Source organism: Lelliottia sp. EB106-05-01-XG201, from assembly GCF_058791735.1.
This window is the reverse complement of record NZ_JBYTDV010000001.1, coordinates 2,297,670-2,315,564: the sequence shown is the minus strand read 5'-3', so window position 1 is coordinate 2,315,564 and position 17,895 is coordinate 2,297,670. Positions and strand designations below refer to the sequence as shown.

17 protein-coding genes are annotated in these 17,895 nt (G+C 50.4%); 5 read left to right on the top strand and 12 right to left on the bottom strand.

The window, feature by feature from the left end; all coding sequences use genetic code 11:
- The first annotated feature begins 179 nt into the window (after nt 1–179).
- Nucleotides 180–998 carry a polyphosphate kinase 2 gene (gene ppk2, locus AC3WS9_RS10825; protein WP_492488260.1) on the top strand — a complete coding sequence of 273 codons (819 nt, stop codon included), beginning with the start codon at nt 180–182 and terminating at the stop codon, nt 996–998.
- A 94-nt stretch (nt 999–1,092) separates the two neighbouring features.
- Here the strand turns inward: ppk2 and AC3WS9_RS10820 are convergent, their stop codons facing one another.
- The 9 genes from AC3WS9_RS10820 to AC3WS9_RS10780 form a co-directional block, all read right to left on the bottom strand.
- Nucleotides 1,093–1,965, bottom strand: coding sequence for a thioredoxin domain-containing protein (locus tag AC3WS9_RS10820; protein ID WP_492488258.1), 873 nt, complete (start codon nt 1,963–1,965; stop codon nt 1,093–1,095).
- Between the two features lie 53 nt (nt 1,966–2,018).
- The gene (locus AC3WS9_RS10815) at nt 2,019–2,750 is read right to left on the bottom strand and encodes a fimbrial biogenesis chaperone (protein WP_492488256.1); all 732 of its coding nucleotides are present in this window, start codon (nt 2,748–2,750) and stop codon (nt 2,019–2,021) included.
- A gap of 10 nt (nt 2,751–2,760) precedes the next feature.
- Nucleotides 2,761–3,312: a fimbrial protein gene (locus AC3WS9_RS10810; RefSeq protein ID WP_492488254.1), complete on the bottom strand. Its 552-nt coding sequence runs from the start codon at nt 3,310–3,312 to the stop codon at nt 2,761–2,763.
- Nucleotides 3,313–3,321: 9 nt separating this feature from the next.
- Nucleotides 3,322–3,870, bottom strand: coding sequence for a fimbrial protein (locus tag AC3WS9_RS10805; protein WP_282495193.1), 549 nt, complete (start codon nt 3,868–3,870; stop codon nt 3,322–3,324).
- A 28-nt stretch (nt 3,871–3,898) separates the two neighbouring features.
- A complete protein-coding gene (locus tag AC3WS9_RS10800; RefSeq protein WP_492488252.1) occupies nt 3,899–4,948 on the bottom strand; it encodes a fimbrial protein in 1,050 nt (349 codons plus the stop codon).
- The gene (locus AC3WS9_RS10795; protein WP_492488250.1) at nt 4,948–7,650 is read right to left on the bottom strand and encodes a fimbrial biogenesis usher protein; all 2,703 of its coding nucleotides are present in this window, start codon (nt 7,648–7,650) and stop codon (nt 4,948–4,950) included. The genes AC3WS9_RS10800 and AC3WS9_RS10795 overlap by 1 nt, the downstream gene beginning before the upstream one ends.
- A 45-nt stretch (nt 7,651–7,695) precedes the next feature.
- Nucleotides 7,696–8,358: a fimbria/pilus periplasmic chaperone gene (locus tag AC3WS9_RS10790; protein WP_492490323.1), complete on the bottom strand. Its 663-nt coding sequence runs from the start codon at nt 8,356–8,358 to the stop codon at nt 7,696–7,698.
- 164 nt (nt 8,359–8,522) lie between these two features.
- Nucleotides 8,523–9,086 (bottom strand): fimbrial protein, encoded by a 564-nt coding sequence (locus AC3WS9_RS10785; protein ID WP_492488248.1) that lies wholly within the window; start codon nt 9,084–9,086, stop codon nt 8,523–8,525.
- 78 nt (nt 9,087–9,164) lie between these two features.
- Complete coding sequence (locus AC3WS9_RS10780; protein ID WP_492490322.1) at nt 9,165–9,716, bottom strand: fimbrial protein; 552 nt, start codon at nt 9,714–9,716, stop codon at nt 9,165–9,167.
- A gap of 386 nt (nt 9,717–10,102) precedes the next feature.
- On the opposite strand from AC3WS9_RS10780, the gene AC3WS9_RS10775 reads away from it, so the two are divergent.
- Nucleotides 10,103–10,732 (top strand): winged helix-turn-helix transcriptional regulator, encoded by a 630-nt coding sequence (locus tag AC3WS9_RS10775; protein ID WP_492488246.1) that lies wholly within the window; start codon nt 10,103–10,105, stop codon nt 10,730–10,732.
- 195 nt (nt 10,733–10,927) lie between these two features.
- Here the strand turns inward: AC3WS9_RS10775 and fdnI are convergent, their stop codons facing one another.
- Genes fdnI through fdnG form a run of 3 tightly spaced genes read right to left on the bottom strand, consistent with a single transcriptional unit; the run spans nt 10,928 to nt 15,520 of the window.
- Nucleotides 10,928–11,584, bottom strand: coding sequence for a formate dehydrogenase-N subunit gamma (gene fdnI / locus AC3WS9_RS10770; protein WP_285144423.1), 657 nt, complete (start codon nt 11,582–11,584; stop codon nt 10,928–10,930).
- Nucleotides 11,577–12,461 (bottom strand): formate dehydrogenase subunit beta, encoded by an 885-nt coding sequence (gene fdxH / locus AC3WS9_RS10765; RefSeq protein ID WP_282495187.1) that lies wholly within the window; start codon nt 12,459–12,461, stop codon nt 11,577–11,579. The genes fdnI and fdxH overlap by 8 nt, the downstream gene beginning before the upstream one ends.
- Before the next feature lie 11 nt (nt 12,462–12,472).
- Nucleotides 12,473–15,520: a formate dehydrogenase-N subunit alpha gene (fdnG, locus tag AC3WS9_RS10760; protein WP_492488243.1), complete on the bottom strand. Its 3,048-nt coding sequence runs from the start codon at nt 15,518–15,520 to the stop codon at nt 12,473–12,475.
- Nucleotides 15,521–15,750: 230 nt separating this feature from the next.
- On the opposite strand from fdnG, the gene AC3WS9_RS10755 reads away from it, so the two are divergent.
- Genes AC3WS9_RS10755 through arsC form a run of 3 tightly spaced genes read left to right on the top strand, consistent with a single transcriptional unit; the run spans nt 15,751 to nt 17,842 of the window.
- Nucleotides 15,751–16,071, top strand: coding sequence for a metalloregulator ArsR/SmtB family transcription factor (locus AC3WS9_RS10755; RefSeq protein WP_492488241.1), 321 nt, complete (start codon nt 15,751–15,753; stop codon nt 16,069–16,071).
- A 44-nt stretch (nt 16,072–16,115) separates the two neighbouring features.
- Nucleotides 16,116–17,405, top strand: coding sequence for an arsenic transporter (locus AC3WS9_RS10750; protein WP_492488240.1), 1,290 nt, complete (start codon nt 16,116–16,118; stop codon nt 17,403–17,405).
- A gap of 11 nt (nt 17,406–17,416) precedes the next feature.
- Entirely contained in the window at nt 17,417–17,842 is a 426-nt protein-coding gene (gene arsC / locus AC3WS9_RS10745) for a glutaredoxin-dependent arsenate reductase (protein WP_492488238.1), read from the top strand.
- Nucleotides 17,843–17,895 lie beyond the last annotated feature (53 nt).

Here is a 17,895-nt window from a genome sequence, read left to right as displayed (position 1 = left end):
GCGCTCTGGCACGTTAATCCATCAATTCGGGTAGGGTTGTGAATATCCCACTGCGGGAAAAATGAGGATTTTACCGGTGACTGTATAAATACACAGTATCACTAATATTTCCCGCGAGAGTCGGCTGGCACGATTACACTTCAAAGAGTTACCCCTCCCTCCAGCTGCAGAGGATCGTTATGGCAAATATCAAGAAAGCGAAAAGCCCGGCAGAAAAAAGCACGCCCCAGCCGCTGAAGGACAAGGCGTATGAAAAGGAGCTGCGGCGTCTTCACGTAGAGCTGGTCAAGCTCCAGCAGTGGGTGGTCAGCAAAGGTCTGAAAGTCTGCGTGGTGTTTGAAGGCCGCGACGGCGCAGGCAAAGGCGGCACCATTAAGGCCATCACCGAGCGCGTCAGCCCGCGCGTGTTCCGCGTCGTTGCCCTGCCCGCACCTACCGAGAAAGAGAAAAGCCAGCTCTATTTCCAGCGCTACGTGTCGCATCTGCCCTCGGCGGGTGAAATCGTGATTTTCGACCGCAGCTGGTATAACCGCGCGGGCGTGGAGCGCGTGATGGGATTCTGCACGCCGGAACAGGTGCAAAAGTTTCTCGATGGTACGCCGACCATGGAGCATGCGATGGTGGATGCGGGCATTATCCTGATCAAATACTGGCTGGAGGTGACGCCCAAAGAGCAGGAACGCCGCCTGCGCGATCGCATTGATGACGGGCGCAAAACCTGGAAGCTGTCGCCGATGGACATCAAATCCTTCAAGCTGTGGGATAAATACACTGAAGCGCGCGACGCGATGTTTGCCGCCACCGACACCGCCTGGGCGCCGTGGTTTGTTGCGCGATCTGAGGATAAAAAACGGGTGCGGCTGAATGTCATCTCTCATCTGCTAACGCAGATCCCTTACAAGACGCTGCCCGTTGAACCGGTGAAACTGCCGAAGCGGAAGGTGGGTAAGGTGAAACCAACGGATTATCCGTTCAGGTATATTACGGAACGGTTCTGAAAGCGCTGAATGGTTCCGCCTGCTGGAAGGTAAACATCCCTGCAATCCGCACATGGCGTCACGCGCTTACTGCAGGTTTGTTTCCTTTCCCGTTTTAGGGTTGAGACGATCCGGAAATGGCGAGCTGCAACGTATCCTTGCCTACGCTGCCAGGAAAGACATTAACTTTGTTTGCTTCGGTTTCTGCTTGTGACAGGACAACAAAGGCAGGGGTTCCGGTGAGCTGCAGTTGCTGGGCAAGTTGTAAATTCTTCGATATAGCCAGATTCTGGGCATCTTGCGGGCTACCATTCTTCTCAATTTCCTGCAGTTCTTTAGCGCTCAGCCAGGTTTTTGCCACACTGTTGATGTCTTTGGTAGTGAGCGCCCCTTCTGTTTTCCCTGTCGCAAAGATACCGTTATGAAACTCCACGTATGCAGCCCCTCCTTTTGCCTGCCAAACGGCTTGACCTACGCGAGCGGCATAACCGGAAGCTGGCCAGCGTGAGGCGAATATCGGCAATTCTTTGAACACAAAACGCACCTGGGGATTGTCCTTCATGAGTTGCTCAAATTCAGGCGTCATTTTACTGCAATAGATGCATTGGTAATCAAAGAAGACCACAACGGCAGTTTTGGCATCCACAGGGCCGACAGACGGAGACTCAGGATCCAGCAGTGCTGCCTTATTTTGTAAAGCCAAATGCTGCTTCATTTGTTTTTGCGAGATGACTTGTTGCTGATGCAGACTTTCCTGCGCAGCCACCAAAAACGCAGGGTTCTCCGCCAGGTAAGTAGCAATAACCTCTCCCATTTTTTCAGGGTGTTCCGTCAGGTAGTCCTCTGCAATTTTACCGATCTGGGCTTTCTGTTCCTGGGTATATGGCGCCGATACAACGGGTGTCTGGCTGGCATTCAGGCCGAAACAGGTCAGTATCAACGTGGCGAGTAAATGACGCGGATTCGCGCGGAGATTTAGATTTTTCATTGTCTGTAACTCAATATTAAGGATGAATACCAGCGTTGATCTGGCCTGACTATTTATTTAGTGGTTGAGGGCTCAACAGTACTGACTGCCGGTGTGACAGGAATTGTTACTGGGGGTAATACGCTTCCGTAATCGTTGATTGATTGCCACTGTATTTGGCAGCTCTCCTTCTTCGCGCACCAGTCAGTAGAACGTTTTTCGAATGGCGCTAACATCGCCGCGTCTTCTACCGCCTGCCCATTGGCTTTCAAATTCACTAACGTGACGTAATAGGGGGTCGGGTTTTCTACCATGACCTGGCCTGCCGAGCGTTGCCAGCGAAGCTGTTCATAGGCCTTAAGGGGATCGCCCTTCAGCCCTAATGGGCGGTAGAAGAATTTAAACCTCGAGCGCACTGCCATTTGTACAGAATTTGGCGCCGGTTCTCCTGAAGGAATGGCCGTTACGCTAAATGCATACACACTTTCGCGGTCGTTCGGTAAATTACCGTCTGTTTGTGATACGCGAATTTTGTTTTCCCGCTTCCCGTGTAAAACAAAAAGTGGCGGTGTGGCAACAAATGGCATGTTTCCCTTTGCAGGTTGAGCCCCACTCTCCTGATCGGGACTAAATGGAAGGATTTGTGCTTTCACCAAATAGTCGGCTTCATCTGTATTTTCGACAGTAATATTTAGCGACTTTGTTTTTTCGTCATAAATGAAACGCGTTCCTGCCACAATAACGCCAGCGTGAGCGGCAGAACAGAACATTACCATCAATAACGAAGGGGCAATAATTCGGGTCATCAAAAATTTATTACGCATAATTTAATGTAAAGGTTGCCGTTGCGTTAGCGACCCCAGCGGAAACTTTTGCCCCAGTCGCGGTGTATTGAGCAAAAAACACTAATGACACGGATTTTGCATCAGGTGTTAATGCATATTGTTTGCTGGGTTCGGAAATAGGAATCAATGTTTTATTTTGATCTAATAAGGCAATACCAAGACCCGTAGCATTGCCCGTCCCTGTATCAATTGCCAGTAAATCCTTGTTTGCAGTATCAGTTGCACCGGTAAAAGTGACATCAACGCCACTGACAGCTGAACCGCAGTTTTCCAGATTAATGGAGAATTGAATGGGGTTAGTCGTATCACCTGCTTTGTAAAACTGCTTACTGGCGACCATGCCCATTGGGACGGTGATATTTTTCGACTCAGAGGAGATCGTACAGGTATTGTTCAAAATTGTGCCATCAATATTGACGGTACCGTCATGAGCACAGGCTGTTGCCGCCCACAATAACAGGGTCCCAGACAAAAACCGGCGCGGGCGAATGGCTAATAGCCTTGCTGTTAATTTGCTGTTCATGCCTGGTCCTTACTGATAATTCATATCAAAATACATAATCGCAGTGGCATTACCGGCAGTGACGGTTGATGCCGTAGATTTATAGCGCAGTTGGTATTTAAGGGTATTAGCACCCGTTACCAGGGATATCCCCGCTGAAGGCTGGTTCAATTTAATGGGTGTCCCTGATACGGCATCAAGAATTTCAACCGCGATGCCTGTCGCCATATTGCCCTGCCCCTTTGTATCACTCAATTTCAGGAGCGCAGGATCGGTCTCATCCTGAGTACCACTGAAAGTAATGGTACTTCCCGTACTGGTCTGCGCACAGTTTTCCAGGTCAATGACTAAGTCTTTTGCTGGGGTGACACTACCAACAGTCGTAAAACTGTTAGCAGCAAAATCACCGATAGTGATCGTTTTATTTTTGCTTGCTACTGTGACATCACAAGTTTGTGGCGTAATTGTCCCGGATGCCTGAAAGTTTGCGTAGCCCAGCGGAACCGGTGTGGCATAAACGACAGCACTACTGATAAATAACAACGCTGTTGTTCTGGTAATAAAATGAATAACTCGCATTTTTGGTCCTTATAAAACAGCGATTGATTTATGCAAAATCCACACGAATATAGGCCAGCGCGGTAAACTTACCAATAGATGGAGGAATACCCGTTGTACTGACAGGATAGGTCTGGAAAGAGACTGTCGCCTGGCTATCATTTAACTTAAATGGTATTAAACCCGTATCAGGCTTCAGAATATTGCCACTCATATCGGTGACAACAACACCCACACCGGTTTTATCTGACACTATTGCACTACTATAGTCGCTATCAGGTGTTGCCTGAAAACGCATGGTTAAATTAGCCATGCTTTCTACACCACCGTTACACTTCACCGGAACATTAATTGTTTTAGCGGTAACGCCATCAGGCTTCTCTCCCTGCTTGTTGAATTTTCCGGCAACAATATTTCCAAAATCTACTGTAACAATTGAACCCGAATTGAGAGTGCACGATTGCGGCACCGTCACTGTTCCGCTTATATAGACACTTGAAATCGGGCTGCCACCAAAATTATTACTGTACACAGAGCCGAAAATATCAACGACTTTGATGTTGTTAATTAATGTTGTACCGATAAATGGTCTTGCGATATAGATTGAAAGTCGCCCTTTACTTCCTGTTCCAAACGGAGCGTGACTTTTGCAAGAATCTGGGTTGAAGTAATCATTTCCTTGGTTATACCATGGTGTTTCGATGTATTGATTCACATGACCAGCCACCCAAACCTCTGTAGCCAGTTCTATATAGTCGTTAACTTTATAATATTGACGAGTACCATCTGTATGTCCGGGAACCAATGAGGTTGCAGTTTGATAAAATACTTCTGAACCTTTGTAATTCGAAGGGCAGTCACAAGAGCCTTCCGCTGACCTCCCCAGGTCCCAGGTATAAGCATCAGGAAATGTTTTACCTGCCACATTATCATCAATGTTAGTTATACTCTTATTCCCAAAATCATAAGAAAACTGTAATGTCCCGGAATTTATCTCGCACCATCCATTATACGCAAACGCTTTCCCTGAAAAGACCATGAATAATAGAGAACAGAAAAAAACAAAGGAGATCATTCTGTTTTGCTGGATATATTTCATTACTGACACACCTGCTTGATTCTGGTAATAGCCTGATTCACTGAATTATCAGGTAGAATATAATTAACCATACACTGGTCACCTGTCCCTTCGCCCCACTGCACTTTCAGTTTGCCTTGCAGTGGCATCCCGGCCAGATATACCTGACCATCATCGCCAACCATTCCCGTACTGCTTCCTTCAATCAGAGACACAACGGCACCAAACGGGACAGGTTTCTGATTGCGCATAAGCGTCAATAACACACGTACGCCGACCTGCGCTTTAAATGTTGCCTTCACCATCGCTCCTTGTGTGGGTACGACGGTGGCCACGCCATCTTCGACTTCGATATTGTTATCCAGAGAGTTAGTGTCCAGCGCCACACGGTTTTGACGGTACGTCGTGGCATAAGGCACAACCGCATAGCCGCGCCAGTCAGTTTTAATACCGGTGCTGTTTTCGACTGAAACATTGTCTGCACCCGGTGAAGCAATCAGTACGTTGGTATCACCCAGCGGCTGGCTGAACGTGATACCCTCCGCATGGCCTACTACCCCGCCAGAAACGCCATAGTTCACCTGCTGGTAATCACCGTTGCTGCTGTAGTTGTAGCCCGCATTGGCATTACCGTAACCACCCTGGTAATTCAGGTTCGCACTACCGCTGGCGCCGACGCCATGATTACCGTACCCCTGCTGCACGCTATAGTTCAGGTTGTGGTCTTCAAGTAAGGTACCGTTAATCCCCGCGTTCTGCGTGGTGTTGCCATGAGTATCAGTGTTCGCACTATAAGTGGCATACGCGTTATTCCCCGCGTCAGTCATGTTCCTGTTCGGCGACAGCCATTTGCTTAACGGTACTGAGAACGTCAAGGCAAACATCTGATCTGAATTCGGCTGGCCCGCAGACTTGTTATAGTTGTAGCTCAGGCTGTAGTTAATATCGTTCCAGACGCTGTTAAAGCCCAACTGCAGCAAGCTATCTGTCTTGTCGGTATGCCAGTAACTTTGCTGACTGCCGGTTGCAAACAGGGAACCATAATCACCCAACTGCTGCGAAATATTTAACTGTAATTTCCCACGCTTGCTGTAATACAGGTTGTAATAGCTACTCAAATCAGGGGTGTATTCTTCATCCCCATCCTGCGTTTTAACGGTATAACCCTGCATGCGAGTAAAGGCAGTTTCATCCAGGGTATAGAAGCCCGATGTTGAGTAGCGATAACCCATCAACTGGAAGTTTGTGCCGATACTGTTAAGCGATTTTGCGTACAACAGGCGATACGACGCCCCGGTATGCTCGCTGTCATCTGCAAGTGTACTTTTGGCGCCAGTCACATCCGCTGAGAGTGCACCAAAGTCGCCCATGTTGACCCCTGCACCAAGGGCCAGCGAGCGATAATTTGTGGCGAACTGTGAACCGCCATACACCGTAAAGCCGCGTGGCAGGCCATATATCAATGTGCCCTGCGCAAAGTTCATATCGTCCTGCTCGCCATTACTGCTCCGGTATTTCGCGGCCGTTAATGCGTATTTCATGAGGCCTTCACGTTGCAAGATCGGCACGGCAGAATACGGAACGGTAAAGCTGGAAGATGACCCATCAGCTTCTTTAACAGTGACTTGTAAGTCGCCGCTGGAAGAGGTCGGATAAAGATCATCAATGGCAAATTCGCCCGGCGAAACATAGGTCTGATATATGACATACCCATTCTGTTTAACCGTCACCTGGGCATTACTCTTCGCGATCCCGCGCACGGTAGGCGCGAAACCTCGCAGGCTGTCAGGCAGCATATTGTCATCAGAGGCCAGTTGCACCCCACGGAAGCTTAGGCTGTCGAACACATCACCAGGCGTATAGCTATCACCTACGGTCAACTGCCCTTTAATAGGAATAATCGCGCGCTGTAAATAGGTGCTAACATGCTGCAAGTCATGCGTAGATTGGTCGCTATCACCACCACTTGTATAGCTGCCGGTTGAGAAATCACGTAAACGCCAGGGGCCTATGTTTATGCCGCTATTAAGCGAAAGAAAGTAGCTGTTGTTACTATTATGGGTATTGTTACTAATGTCCTTGCTGTTTGAACCGGTGAAATTGTAGTTCAACAATATCGCCGGAATACCGTTATCCCATTGTTCTGGTGGAATATAACCACGGGCATTATTGTTCATCGCGGCCTGCGGAATGCTAATATCCAGCCGTTGTTGCTCAAAATCAAACCTTGAGCCAGCGGAAGGAATAGCTGCATTAATATCTACGCAGGCATCAGCAGGAAGTTTGGCCAGCTCAGGAAAAGAACTCAGCTTTACTCCAAGGAGATCCAGACTTTTAATCGTCAGGCAGGGCTGCAAACCGGTGTCATCATTTTTCACCACGGCCGCTGGCGCACTGATATTCCTTGCTGTGTTCGCCGGTAGCGAAGTATCATTACTCTTTGACGCAGGTGCAGTCAGCCCTTTTTTATTAACGAACTTTACATCTTTACTGGCGATGAATTTTTCATTCAGATAAACATCGACACGATAAGTTCCCGGTGCCTGGCTATTACCATTTTCAAAATGCGATAAATCAGCCACAGCCTCAGGATCGCTGGATAAAAACTGAGGGTTAAAGTAGTTATCAGCATATGATGACATTGGTGTCACTGCAATCAGCAGCGCCAAGGCCAGAGGTGAGTATTTAAATTTCTTATTAGTATGTTGTGTTAATGAGCCCAATTCCCTTTCCCTCACACTCTTTTACCATTCTTAAGATATTTTATTCTATTGCCAAATACAGGTTTGCTTAGCAGTATTGGCACCAAAATCATTCACGGTCTGGAATGTGACAGTACCTTTTTGAACTGCAGCATCAATAACCTGATAACCTTTTGGTGGAACCATATTGTTCGGTAATTTGTTGCCATTCACGTACAATTGCACCAGTGAGACATAATAAGGTGATGGGTTCGTGATTTTAATTCCGCCAGCATCAGCCTGGCAGCGCAATGTTCCAGGGGCTTCATCTGATTTTGTAGGCAATGTTTTTGGCCGCATAAAAAGCTTAATCACGCTCTGGGTTGCTATCTGTAATGTATTCCCATCAAGACCAGACTTATCCACGGAAGGAATAGCTTTGCTATTAAGATAATAAACAGCTTCTCTATCGGTAGGTAACTGTCCGCCAACATACATAATTCGAAGGATATTTTCTTTCTTAGGCTGACTGACAAATAATGGTGGCGTCACGACAAAGTCATTTGATTTACTTCCATCAGCATTGGCCACCCACGTCTGAATAAGAAATACACCCTTATCATCAGAGTTTGTTATAGGTAATGAAACTTGTTTTTGCCCTTGAGGGTAAATGACACGTGTCGCACCTAATGCAATACCACCCGCTTGAGCGTTCTGGGAAAGCAGCAGAATCATAGAACCCGCCAGCATCACAAGGGCATGCCCTATCCTGCTACCTGGTTTTGCTAATGTACATACGATGGACTCTTTCATGACTTTTCCTTTCTTTGCTCTATTTGTTGCGGATGATCGATGCAGATGCCTCTCTGCGTTTCAGACACAGGCTCTGAATAGAAGAAACAGCTTAATTAAAACTACTGATATAATATTGAAAACCACACCTGAGTACTGGCGTCACCCGATGTCACTTTACGATCTGTTGCGCGATATTTTGCGGTGTAATTTATTATTGTTTCCCCATCGTTGAGCGGTACGCTCCACAATGGTTTACTGTTTGGAACCACCAAAATACCCTTTGCATCAAAAATACCTAACCCAATACCATGGGAGGCATTGGCACCAAAACCGGTTTTAAACACGGTGGGATCTTTACCATCGCTAATTCCGGTAAATAGCACGCCTGCGGTTTCACTTATACTGGTATCACAATCTTCAAGATAAATTCTGAACGGCGTAGGATCTGCCCATGAACCCAGTTCTGAAAATTGATTACTACGCACCTGCCCCATCTGTACAACCTGATTCTGGCTGTCTGAGCGGACTGAACAAGCGGCGCTGACAACCCCCCCTTTGAAACTGACATCCCCACCATGAACGGTAACATAGCTGGAGCACAGACCGGTTGCTGGTAATAAAACTGCCAGCAAACAAGCTATTTTTCGCGATATTAATGCGGAACTGATCTTTCCCTGAAACATAGCTCACTTCTTTATCGTTGAAAAAAACACCCCATGCATTTTTTAATGGGTGCATGGGGTGTTGAAAAAAATGAATTATTAGGAATAAGTAACGTTGAACGTTGCCGTTGCAGCAACACTACCCGCTGTTGCAGCTGCTGCAGTAGCAACATAGTCGACGCTTAATGGAATGACGTTTGTACCGTCAACCAGAGTGATGGTAGAAGACTCATCACCTACTGCCAGTACTTTGCCATCCGGGCCGTACAGCTGCAGAGCAACGTTTTTAGCTGCGCCAGCGCCTGCGGTGTTTGCCAGTGCGGTAGCGGTTGTGCCGTCAGCCTGGCCATTAAAGGTTACGCTGGCGTTCTGGCTTACAGTGGTGTCGCAATCCAGGAGTTTAATATTAAAATCTTTTTGCTGACCTGCCGCAGAACCTGCTGTTGCCAGACGCACGGTACGAACCTGATCCAGGATTACAGTCTGGTTGATAGATTCATTTGAAACTGCACAAGCTGCATCAACAACAGTCCCTTCAAATTTCACAGTACCGCCGTTTACCGTTACGCTAGCGGGTTCAGCAGCATTCGCCGCATTTACGCCAACCAGTGCAGAAGTCATAACCAGCATTGCTAATAAAGATTTTTTCATTTTAAAATTTTCCATGATAAATATTTTCCTTGGCGCAACTTAACGTTTATTTGCGGGGTGGGTTGTGCCTGACATATATGATTGCTTATTTGAAATAACAAGCTCATCAAACAGGCAATGCCTGTTTAATCGAAAACAACCTGAGGAATTAATTTTTCAGGCCATATCATTTCGATGGAAGGTATTTTGAGTTAAACTTCTTAATGATTCCAGTAACAGCCTGTCTAAAAGTAGACATGCCATCCTGTTTCAGCCATTTTCAATATTTGTATGATACTAAAGGGTTTTTTTGGCATCTGCAAAATCGGCAGAAATTGGTGCAACCTGTATACTATGCTACAATACTAAAAAACAGGTTAATCTCCTTCTCAATCATGACTAAAAAAATGAACCCTTCGAAACCTTTAAACATGTTAAGGTCTCCTTACACAGATATATTCTTTGAGAAACTTGATCCTTATGCGAAATATAAAACGTATCCGGTTGGAACCTGGTTGCGTATGCAGTCTTCTGAAATCCGCCATTGTTACCTCGTTCGCACAGGCGTTATCCACCTTTATCGACAGCCGGAAGATGTGCTTATAGGCGTATTTGAAGCCCCGAGCATAAGAGGTTTGGTCCCGGAAACGGGCAGTCAGGAGCTTTCCTTTAGGGTTGCTGCTGTCTCCGAGATTGCGTGTATTAGCTATCCGGACCTGATGGACATCATTGAAAAAAATAACTTATGGGAAATTTTCGCGAGGCATATGCAGGTGCTTGCCAGTTCGCTTTTCGTTCATATGGCACATATCACTTCACCCAGTGCATATGAAGCGATACGTTTTCAGCTGATGGAGTTAATGAGCCTGTCGCCCGCCATTCGCGACAACATTAGCGCGGAGAAATACATTCGCAGTAAAACGCAGCTTTCGCGAAGTGGCATTATGCGCATTCTGGCCCAGTTAAAAGCCGGTGGATACATTGTTTTGAACAATGGTGTTTTAAAAGAAATCATCAATCTGCCCGCTAAATACTAAGCGTCCTGAGTGATGTAATGGGCGTGACTTCGTTTTTATATCAATCGTTTTAAGTTTTTGCGTCATTCTTTTTGTTAATAAATGGCTATTTATCATTGCCTGAATGCGCATGCTGATGGGCCATCTTTTCTTAATCCCCCGCACCGGCCAGTGCTCCGGCGAGGGGGAGAGGTTTAACGCGTCGCAGAAAGCGATTTACTTCATCCCTTCCGAACTCTCTTTTTTCGCTTCCAGTCTTTCGACCTCACGATACCAGCGCGGGTGGTGTTTTTGCGCCCAGCGGCGGCTCACCTTCCCTTCGATCATTCCTTTAATCGACCCTTTCACCCAGAACGCCATATACATATGGATCAGGATGGCGTGGATCAGAATGATGGCGACGGTCGCATGGATCAGCAGACTGTAGCGAATCACCTGAATCGGGAAGTAATGCGCAAAGTACGGACGCCAGATAATCACCCCGGTCACCAGCAGCACAAAAATCATGCTCATGATGGTCCAGAACATCATCTTCTGTCCGGCATTGTACTTGCCGACTTTCGCGACTTTGTGCTCGTTGCCTTTCAGCACTTCGACAATCCCTTTCAGCCACGGAATATCCTGCTTGTCCGGGATGTTGTGATGCACGAAGCGCACGAACATGAACATCAGCACCACGAAGATCAGCACGCCGAAGAACGGATGCAGAATGCGCCCCATCTGCGGTGTGCCGAAGGTTTCGGTCAGCCATTGTAACGTCGGGAAGAAGAACGAAATCCCGGACACTGCCACCAGGAAGAAGCAGATGACCACCGTCCAGTGACAGGCGCGGTCGACAAACTTCGTGCGCACAATCATCTTCGACTTACTCATGATGCTCCTCCTCGTCGTCATCCACCTCTTTGTTCGGCCCGATACCGATGTAGTGATAAATCAGCCCGGCGAAGGTGGCGATAAAACCGGCTGCCGCGAGCGGTTTCAGCGCCCCTTTCCACAGGTTGATCGAGGTATCGATCGCCGGCTCTTTCGGCAGATTGTGATACAGCTCTGGCTGGTCGTTGTGATGCAGAACGTACATCACGTGCGTACCGCCGACGCCCTGCGGGTTGTAAATCCCCGCGTTGTCGTACCCGCGCGCTTTGAGCTTATCGACGCGCTCTTGCGCCACGTCGAGCATCTCTTTCTTGGTACCGAAATGAATCGCGCCGGTCGGACAGGTCTTCACGCACGCAGGCTCCTGCCCGATGCTGACGCGGTCCACGCACAGGGTGCATTTGTATACCCGGTTATCATCTTTGTTCAGACGCGGCACGTTGAACGGACACCCGGCGATGCAGTACCCGCAGCCGATACAATTATCCTGCTGAAAATCGACGATACCGTTGGCGTACTGAATAATCGCACCCGCCGACGGGCACGCCTTCAGACAGCCCGGATCTTCGCAGTGCATGCAGCCGTCTTTGCGGATCAGCCACTCCAGCTTGCCGTTCTGCTCGGTTTCGCTAAAGCGCATCACCGTCCAGGATTTGGCGCTCAGATCGGCCGGGTTGTCGTAAACCCCCACGCAGTGCCCCACCTCGTCGCGGATATCGTTCCACTCCGAACAGGCCACCTGGCAGGCTTTGCAGCCCACGCAGGAGGAGACATCAATCAGCTTGGCCACTTCCGCTTTGTAATCCCGCGCACGAGGCGCGGGTGTCATGGCGTTGGTGGCGGAGCGTTTGATAATGTCTTGTGTTTCCATTGCCATTCGATCGCTCCTTACGCTTTCTCGATGTTGACCAGAAACGCTTTATATTCCGGCGTTTGCGAGTTGGAATCGCCGACGTTTGGCGTCAGAGTGTTGACGAGATAGCCTTTTTGCGCCACCCCTTCAAAGCCCCAGTGCAGCGGGATCCCAACGGTCTCCACCTGCTGGCCGTTGACGTTGAGCGTCTGCAAACGACGCGTCACTACTGCCACCGCGCGAATAAAACCGCGTTTGCTGCTCACCTTCACGCGATCGCCGTTGGTAATGCCTTTCGACTTCGCGAGGGTTTCGCTAATTTCGACAAACTGTTCCGGCTGAGCGATGGCGTTGAGCCGCGCGTGCTTGGTCCAGGTGTGGAAATGCTCGGTCAGACGATAGGTGGTCCCGACGTACGGGAACTTATCTTTCTTACCTAAGCGCAGCGCGTCGTCTTCGTACAGGCGAACCACCGGACTCGACACCACGTTCGGGTGCAGCGGGTTGGTGCCGAGCGGCGTTTCCATCGGCTCGTAGTGTTCCGGGAACGGCCCTTCCGCCAGTTTGTCGAGGGCAAACAGACGCCCCAGACCTTCCGGCTGCATGATAAACGGCCCGGTTTTGCTGCCCGGCGGCGCGGTATTGAAGTCCGGGATATCGTTCCCCGCCCACTTCGTGCCGTTCCATTCGATCAGGCTGCGTTTCGGATCCCACGGCTTGCCGTTGATGTCCGCAGAGGCACGGTTGTACAACACGCGGCGGTTGAGCGGCCACGCCCATGCCCAGCCGAGCGTATTGCCTAATCCTGACGGATCGGCGTTATCGCGGTTGGCCATCTGGTTGCCCTGCTCGGTCCAGCTCCCGGCGTAAATCCAGCAGGAGGACGCGGTGGTACCGTCATCGCGCAGCAGCGCAAAGCTGTTGAGCAGCTGACCTTTTTTCGCCAGCAGATTGCCGTTCGGATCATAGAGATCCGCCAGCGCAACGCCGTTGTTCTCTTTGGCAATCTCTTCCGATTCCGGATGATCTGGCTGTTTGTAGTTCCAGCTCATTTTCAGCAGCGGCTCTACGCCTTTACCGCCCAGGGTGCGATACATATCGCGCAGACGGTGGTAAATCCCGGCCAGAATTTCGCCGTCGTTACGCGCTTCGCCCGGTGCGTCCTGGCCTTTCCAGTGCCACTGCAGCCAGCGGCCCGAGTTGGCAATCGAACCATCTTCTTCCGCGAAACAGGTCGACGGCAGGCGGAACACTTCGGTCTGAATCGACGCCGGATCGACATCGTTCATCTCGCCGTGGTTCTGCCAGAAGTTGGAGGTTTCGGTTACCAGCGGATCGATCACCACCATGTACTTCAGCTTGCTCAAACTGCGCACGACTTTGTTTTTGTCCGGGAAAGACGCCACCGGGTTAAAGCCCTGGCAGATGTAGCCCGTGACGTTACCCTTATCCATCATGTTGAAATACTTGATGACGTCGTAGGCCTGGTCCCATTTCGGCAACCACTCAAAGCCCCAGTCGTTCTCTTTCTGCGCCGCATCGCCGTAGAAAGATTTCATCAGGCTGACGAAGAACTTCGGATAGTTGCTCCAGTAGTTCACCTGGTCCGGCAGCGTCGCTTTTGGCGTACTGGCGGTCAGATAGGTCTGGAGATCCGTCTGTTTTTCCGATGGCAGCGTCAGATAGCCAGTCAGGCTGGTGGAGAGCAGCCCCAGATCCGTTAAGCCCTGAATATTGGAGTGTCCGCGCAGGGCGTTCACGCCGCCGCCTGCCATACCCATATTCCCGAGCAACAGCTGAATCATCGCCATGGTACGGATGTTCTGCGCACCGACGGTGTGCTGCGTCCAGCCCAGGGCGTACAGGAAGGTGGTGGTACGATCCGCCGCGCTGGTGGAGGCCAGCACTTCACACACTTTCAGGAAGTCGGCTTTTGGCGTGCCGCAGATGTTTTCCACCACCTCCGGCGTATAGCGGGAAACGTGCTGTTTCAGCAAGTTCCACACGCAGCGCGGATCGGTCAGGGTTTCATCGCGTTTCGCAAAGCCGTTTTCGTCGAACTGATAGTTCCAGGAAGATTTGTCGTACTGACGTTTTTCCGCGTCATAGCCGCTGAACAGCCCGTCATCAAAGGCAAAGTCTTCCCGCACCAATAAATTCGCGTTGGTGTAGTGTTTAACGTATTCGGCGTTGATTTTGTTGTTTTCGATCAGATACAGCAGCACGCCAGACAGGAACGTAATGTCCGTACCGGAACGAATCGGCGCATAGATATCCGCCACCGATGCCGTACGCGTAAAGCGCGGATCGACGACGATCAGCGTCGCATCATTGTTGTTTTTCGCTTCCATCGCCCAGCGGAATCCCACCGGATGGGCTTCAGCGGCGTTACCGCCCATCACCACCACGACGTTAGCGTTTTTGATATCAACCCAGTGGTTGGTCATCGCACCGCGACCAAATGTTGGAGCAAGACTTGCTACCGTTGGTCCGTGTCAGACGCGCGCCTGGTTGTCTACCGCCAGCATGCCGAGTGAGCGCACAAATTTTTGCGTCAGCATGCCGGTTTCATTACTTGCCGCAGATGCGCAGAGCATCCCGGTGGAAAGCCAGCGGTTCACGGTCACGCCCTGCGCGTTCTTCTCGACGAAGTTGGCGTCGCGGTCGGCTTTCATTAATTTGGCGATGCGGGTGAAGGCATCATCCCAGGAGATACGCTGCCATTTGTCAGAGCCAGGCGCGCGATATTCCGGGTAACGCAGGCGGTTGTCGCTGTGGACATAATCCAGCAGGCCTGCGCCTTTCGGGCAAAGTGCCCCGCGGCTCACCGGATGATCCGGGTCCCCTTCAATATGGTAAATCGCTTCTTTGGCGTTTTTCGCGCCATCGCCCAGGCTATACATCAATAGCCCACATCCCACGGAGCAGTATGTGCAGGTGTTACGGATCTCTTTCGCGCGCAGTAATTTGTAGTTGCGCGACTGAGCCAGCGCGATTTTAGGCATAAAGCCCAACGCCGCAGCTGTGGTTCCGGCCATACCGCCCGCGCAGATTTTAAAAAACTTTCTGCGGCTGACGTCCATCGTTGTCCTCGTTATTTTCAGGAGACTTCGCGCCGCAAACTATCAGCAAAGCCCCTGATTTTTTTGCGTCAAATCAATCTCCTCGATCTTCGCCCCCTTAATAGTCCGCCCTGGCGGCTTCGCGTAATCCTTTAGGGTTAGCTTCTTATATGTTCTTTGATGAAAGTGGGTTTCCAACATTACACATATGCTTTACCATATGTATACATCAAACTCACCTGGGCAAACACATGCAACATCCCGTTCAGCTGTTCAAAATTCTGTCGGATGAAACCCGTCTGGCGATCGTCATGCTTCTGCGGGAATCCGCAGAGCTGTGCGTCTGCGATCTCTGCGGGGCCACCGGGCAGTCGCAGCCGAAAATATCGCGCCACATGGCGATTTTACGCGAGTCAGGGCTGGTGATTGACCGCCGCGCAGGGAAATGGATCCATTACCGCTTATCCCCGCACATGCCTGCCTGGGCGGCGGAAATCATTACGTCGAGCTGGCTATGTCTGCGGGATGATGTCCGCGCGTGGCTGGCAAAATCTTCGTCATCGTCTTGCTGATTGAAATAAACATATTCTTTAAAACATATCTGTTGGAGTCATACATGTTACTGGCAGGGACTATTTTTGTCCTGACGCTGATCCTGGTCATCTGGCAGCCCAGAGGACTGAGTATTGGCTGGAGCGCGAGTATTGGCGCGGCGCTGGCGCTGATGTTCGGCGTCATTCACGTCGCTGATATTCCGGTGGTCTGGAATATCGTCTGGAATGCGACGGCAACCTTTATTGCGGTGATTATTATCAGTTTGCTGCTCGATGAGTCCGGCTTTTTCGAATGGGCGGCGCTGCATGTATCCCGCTGGGGAAACGGACGCGGACGCCTGCTCTTCACCTGGATTGTGCTGCTTGGCGCGGCGGTCGCGGCACTGTTTGCTAACGACGGTGCCGCCCTGATCCTGACCCCGATCGTGATTGCCATGCTGCATGCCCTGGGCTTCAGCCGAGGCACGACGCTGGCATTCGTGATGGCCGCCGGGTTTATCGCTGACACCGCCAGCCTGCCGCTTATCGTCTCTAACCTGGTGAATATCGTTTCGGCGGATTTCTTCCAGCTTGGGTTTACCGACTATGCGTCCATCATGATCGCCGTCGATCTCGCCGCGATTGCCGCCACGCTCGGAATGCTGCATCTCTTTTTCCGCAAGGACATTCCGGCGACCTATGACGTGGCGCTGCTGAAAACTCCCGCCAGCGCGATTAAAGACCCGGCCACCTTCAAAACGGGCTGGATTGTGCTGGTGGTTCTGCTGGTTGGCTTCTTCGTGCTGGAGCCGCTGGGGATCCCCGTCAGTGCGATTGCCGCCACCGGCGCGGCGGTGCTGTTTGCTGTCGCCAAAAAAGGTCACAGGATTAACACCGGAAAGGTCCTGCGCGGCGCACCGTGGCAAATCGTCATTTTCTCGCTGGGGATGTATCTTGTGGTCTATGGCCTGCGCAATGCCGGCCTGACGGAATACCTCTCCGGAATGCTGAATCTCCTCGCCGATAAAGGTTTATGGGCAGCGACGTTCGGCACCGGTTTCCTGACGGCATTCCTGTCGTCCATCATGAACAATATGCCGACCGTCCTGATTGGCGCCTTGTCGATAGACGCCAGCAGCGCCTCGGGCGTCATTAAAGAGGCGATGATCTATGCCAACGTCATCGGCTGCGATTTAGGTCCGAAAATCACCCCGATTGGTAGTCTGGCGACACTCCTGTGGCTGCACGTGCTTTCCCAGAAAAATATGAACATCACCTGGGGCTATTATTTCCGTACCGGCATTGTCATGACTCTGCCGGTCCTGTTCGTCACTCTGGCCGCGCTGGCGTTGCGGCTCTCTGTCACTGCGTAATGAGATATCTTATGAGCAACATTACTATCTATCACAACCCGGCCTGCGGCACGTCGCGCAACACCCTGGAGATGATCCGCAACAGCGGAACTGAACCAGATATTATTTACTATCTCGACACCCCGCCGTCGCACGATGAGCTGGTGAAACTGATCGCCGACATGGGTATTCCTGTGCGCGCTCTGCTGCGCAAAAACGTTGAGCCTTATGAACAGCTGAATCTTGCCGATGCGCGTTTTACGGATGAACAGCTGATCGGGTTTATGCTCCAGCACCCTATTCTGATCAACCGTCCGATTGTGGTGACGCCGCTTGGCACTCGTCTGTGCCGCCCTTCGGAAGTGGTGCTGGATATTCTGCCGCAAACCCAGCAAGGGGCGTTCACCAAAGAGGATGGTGAGAAAGTCGTTGATGCGTCTGGCAAAAGGATCCGCTAGATTCATTCGCGCAAGCGCCTGAAACAGTGCTATAAAATTGCCCCTGGATGAAC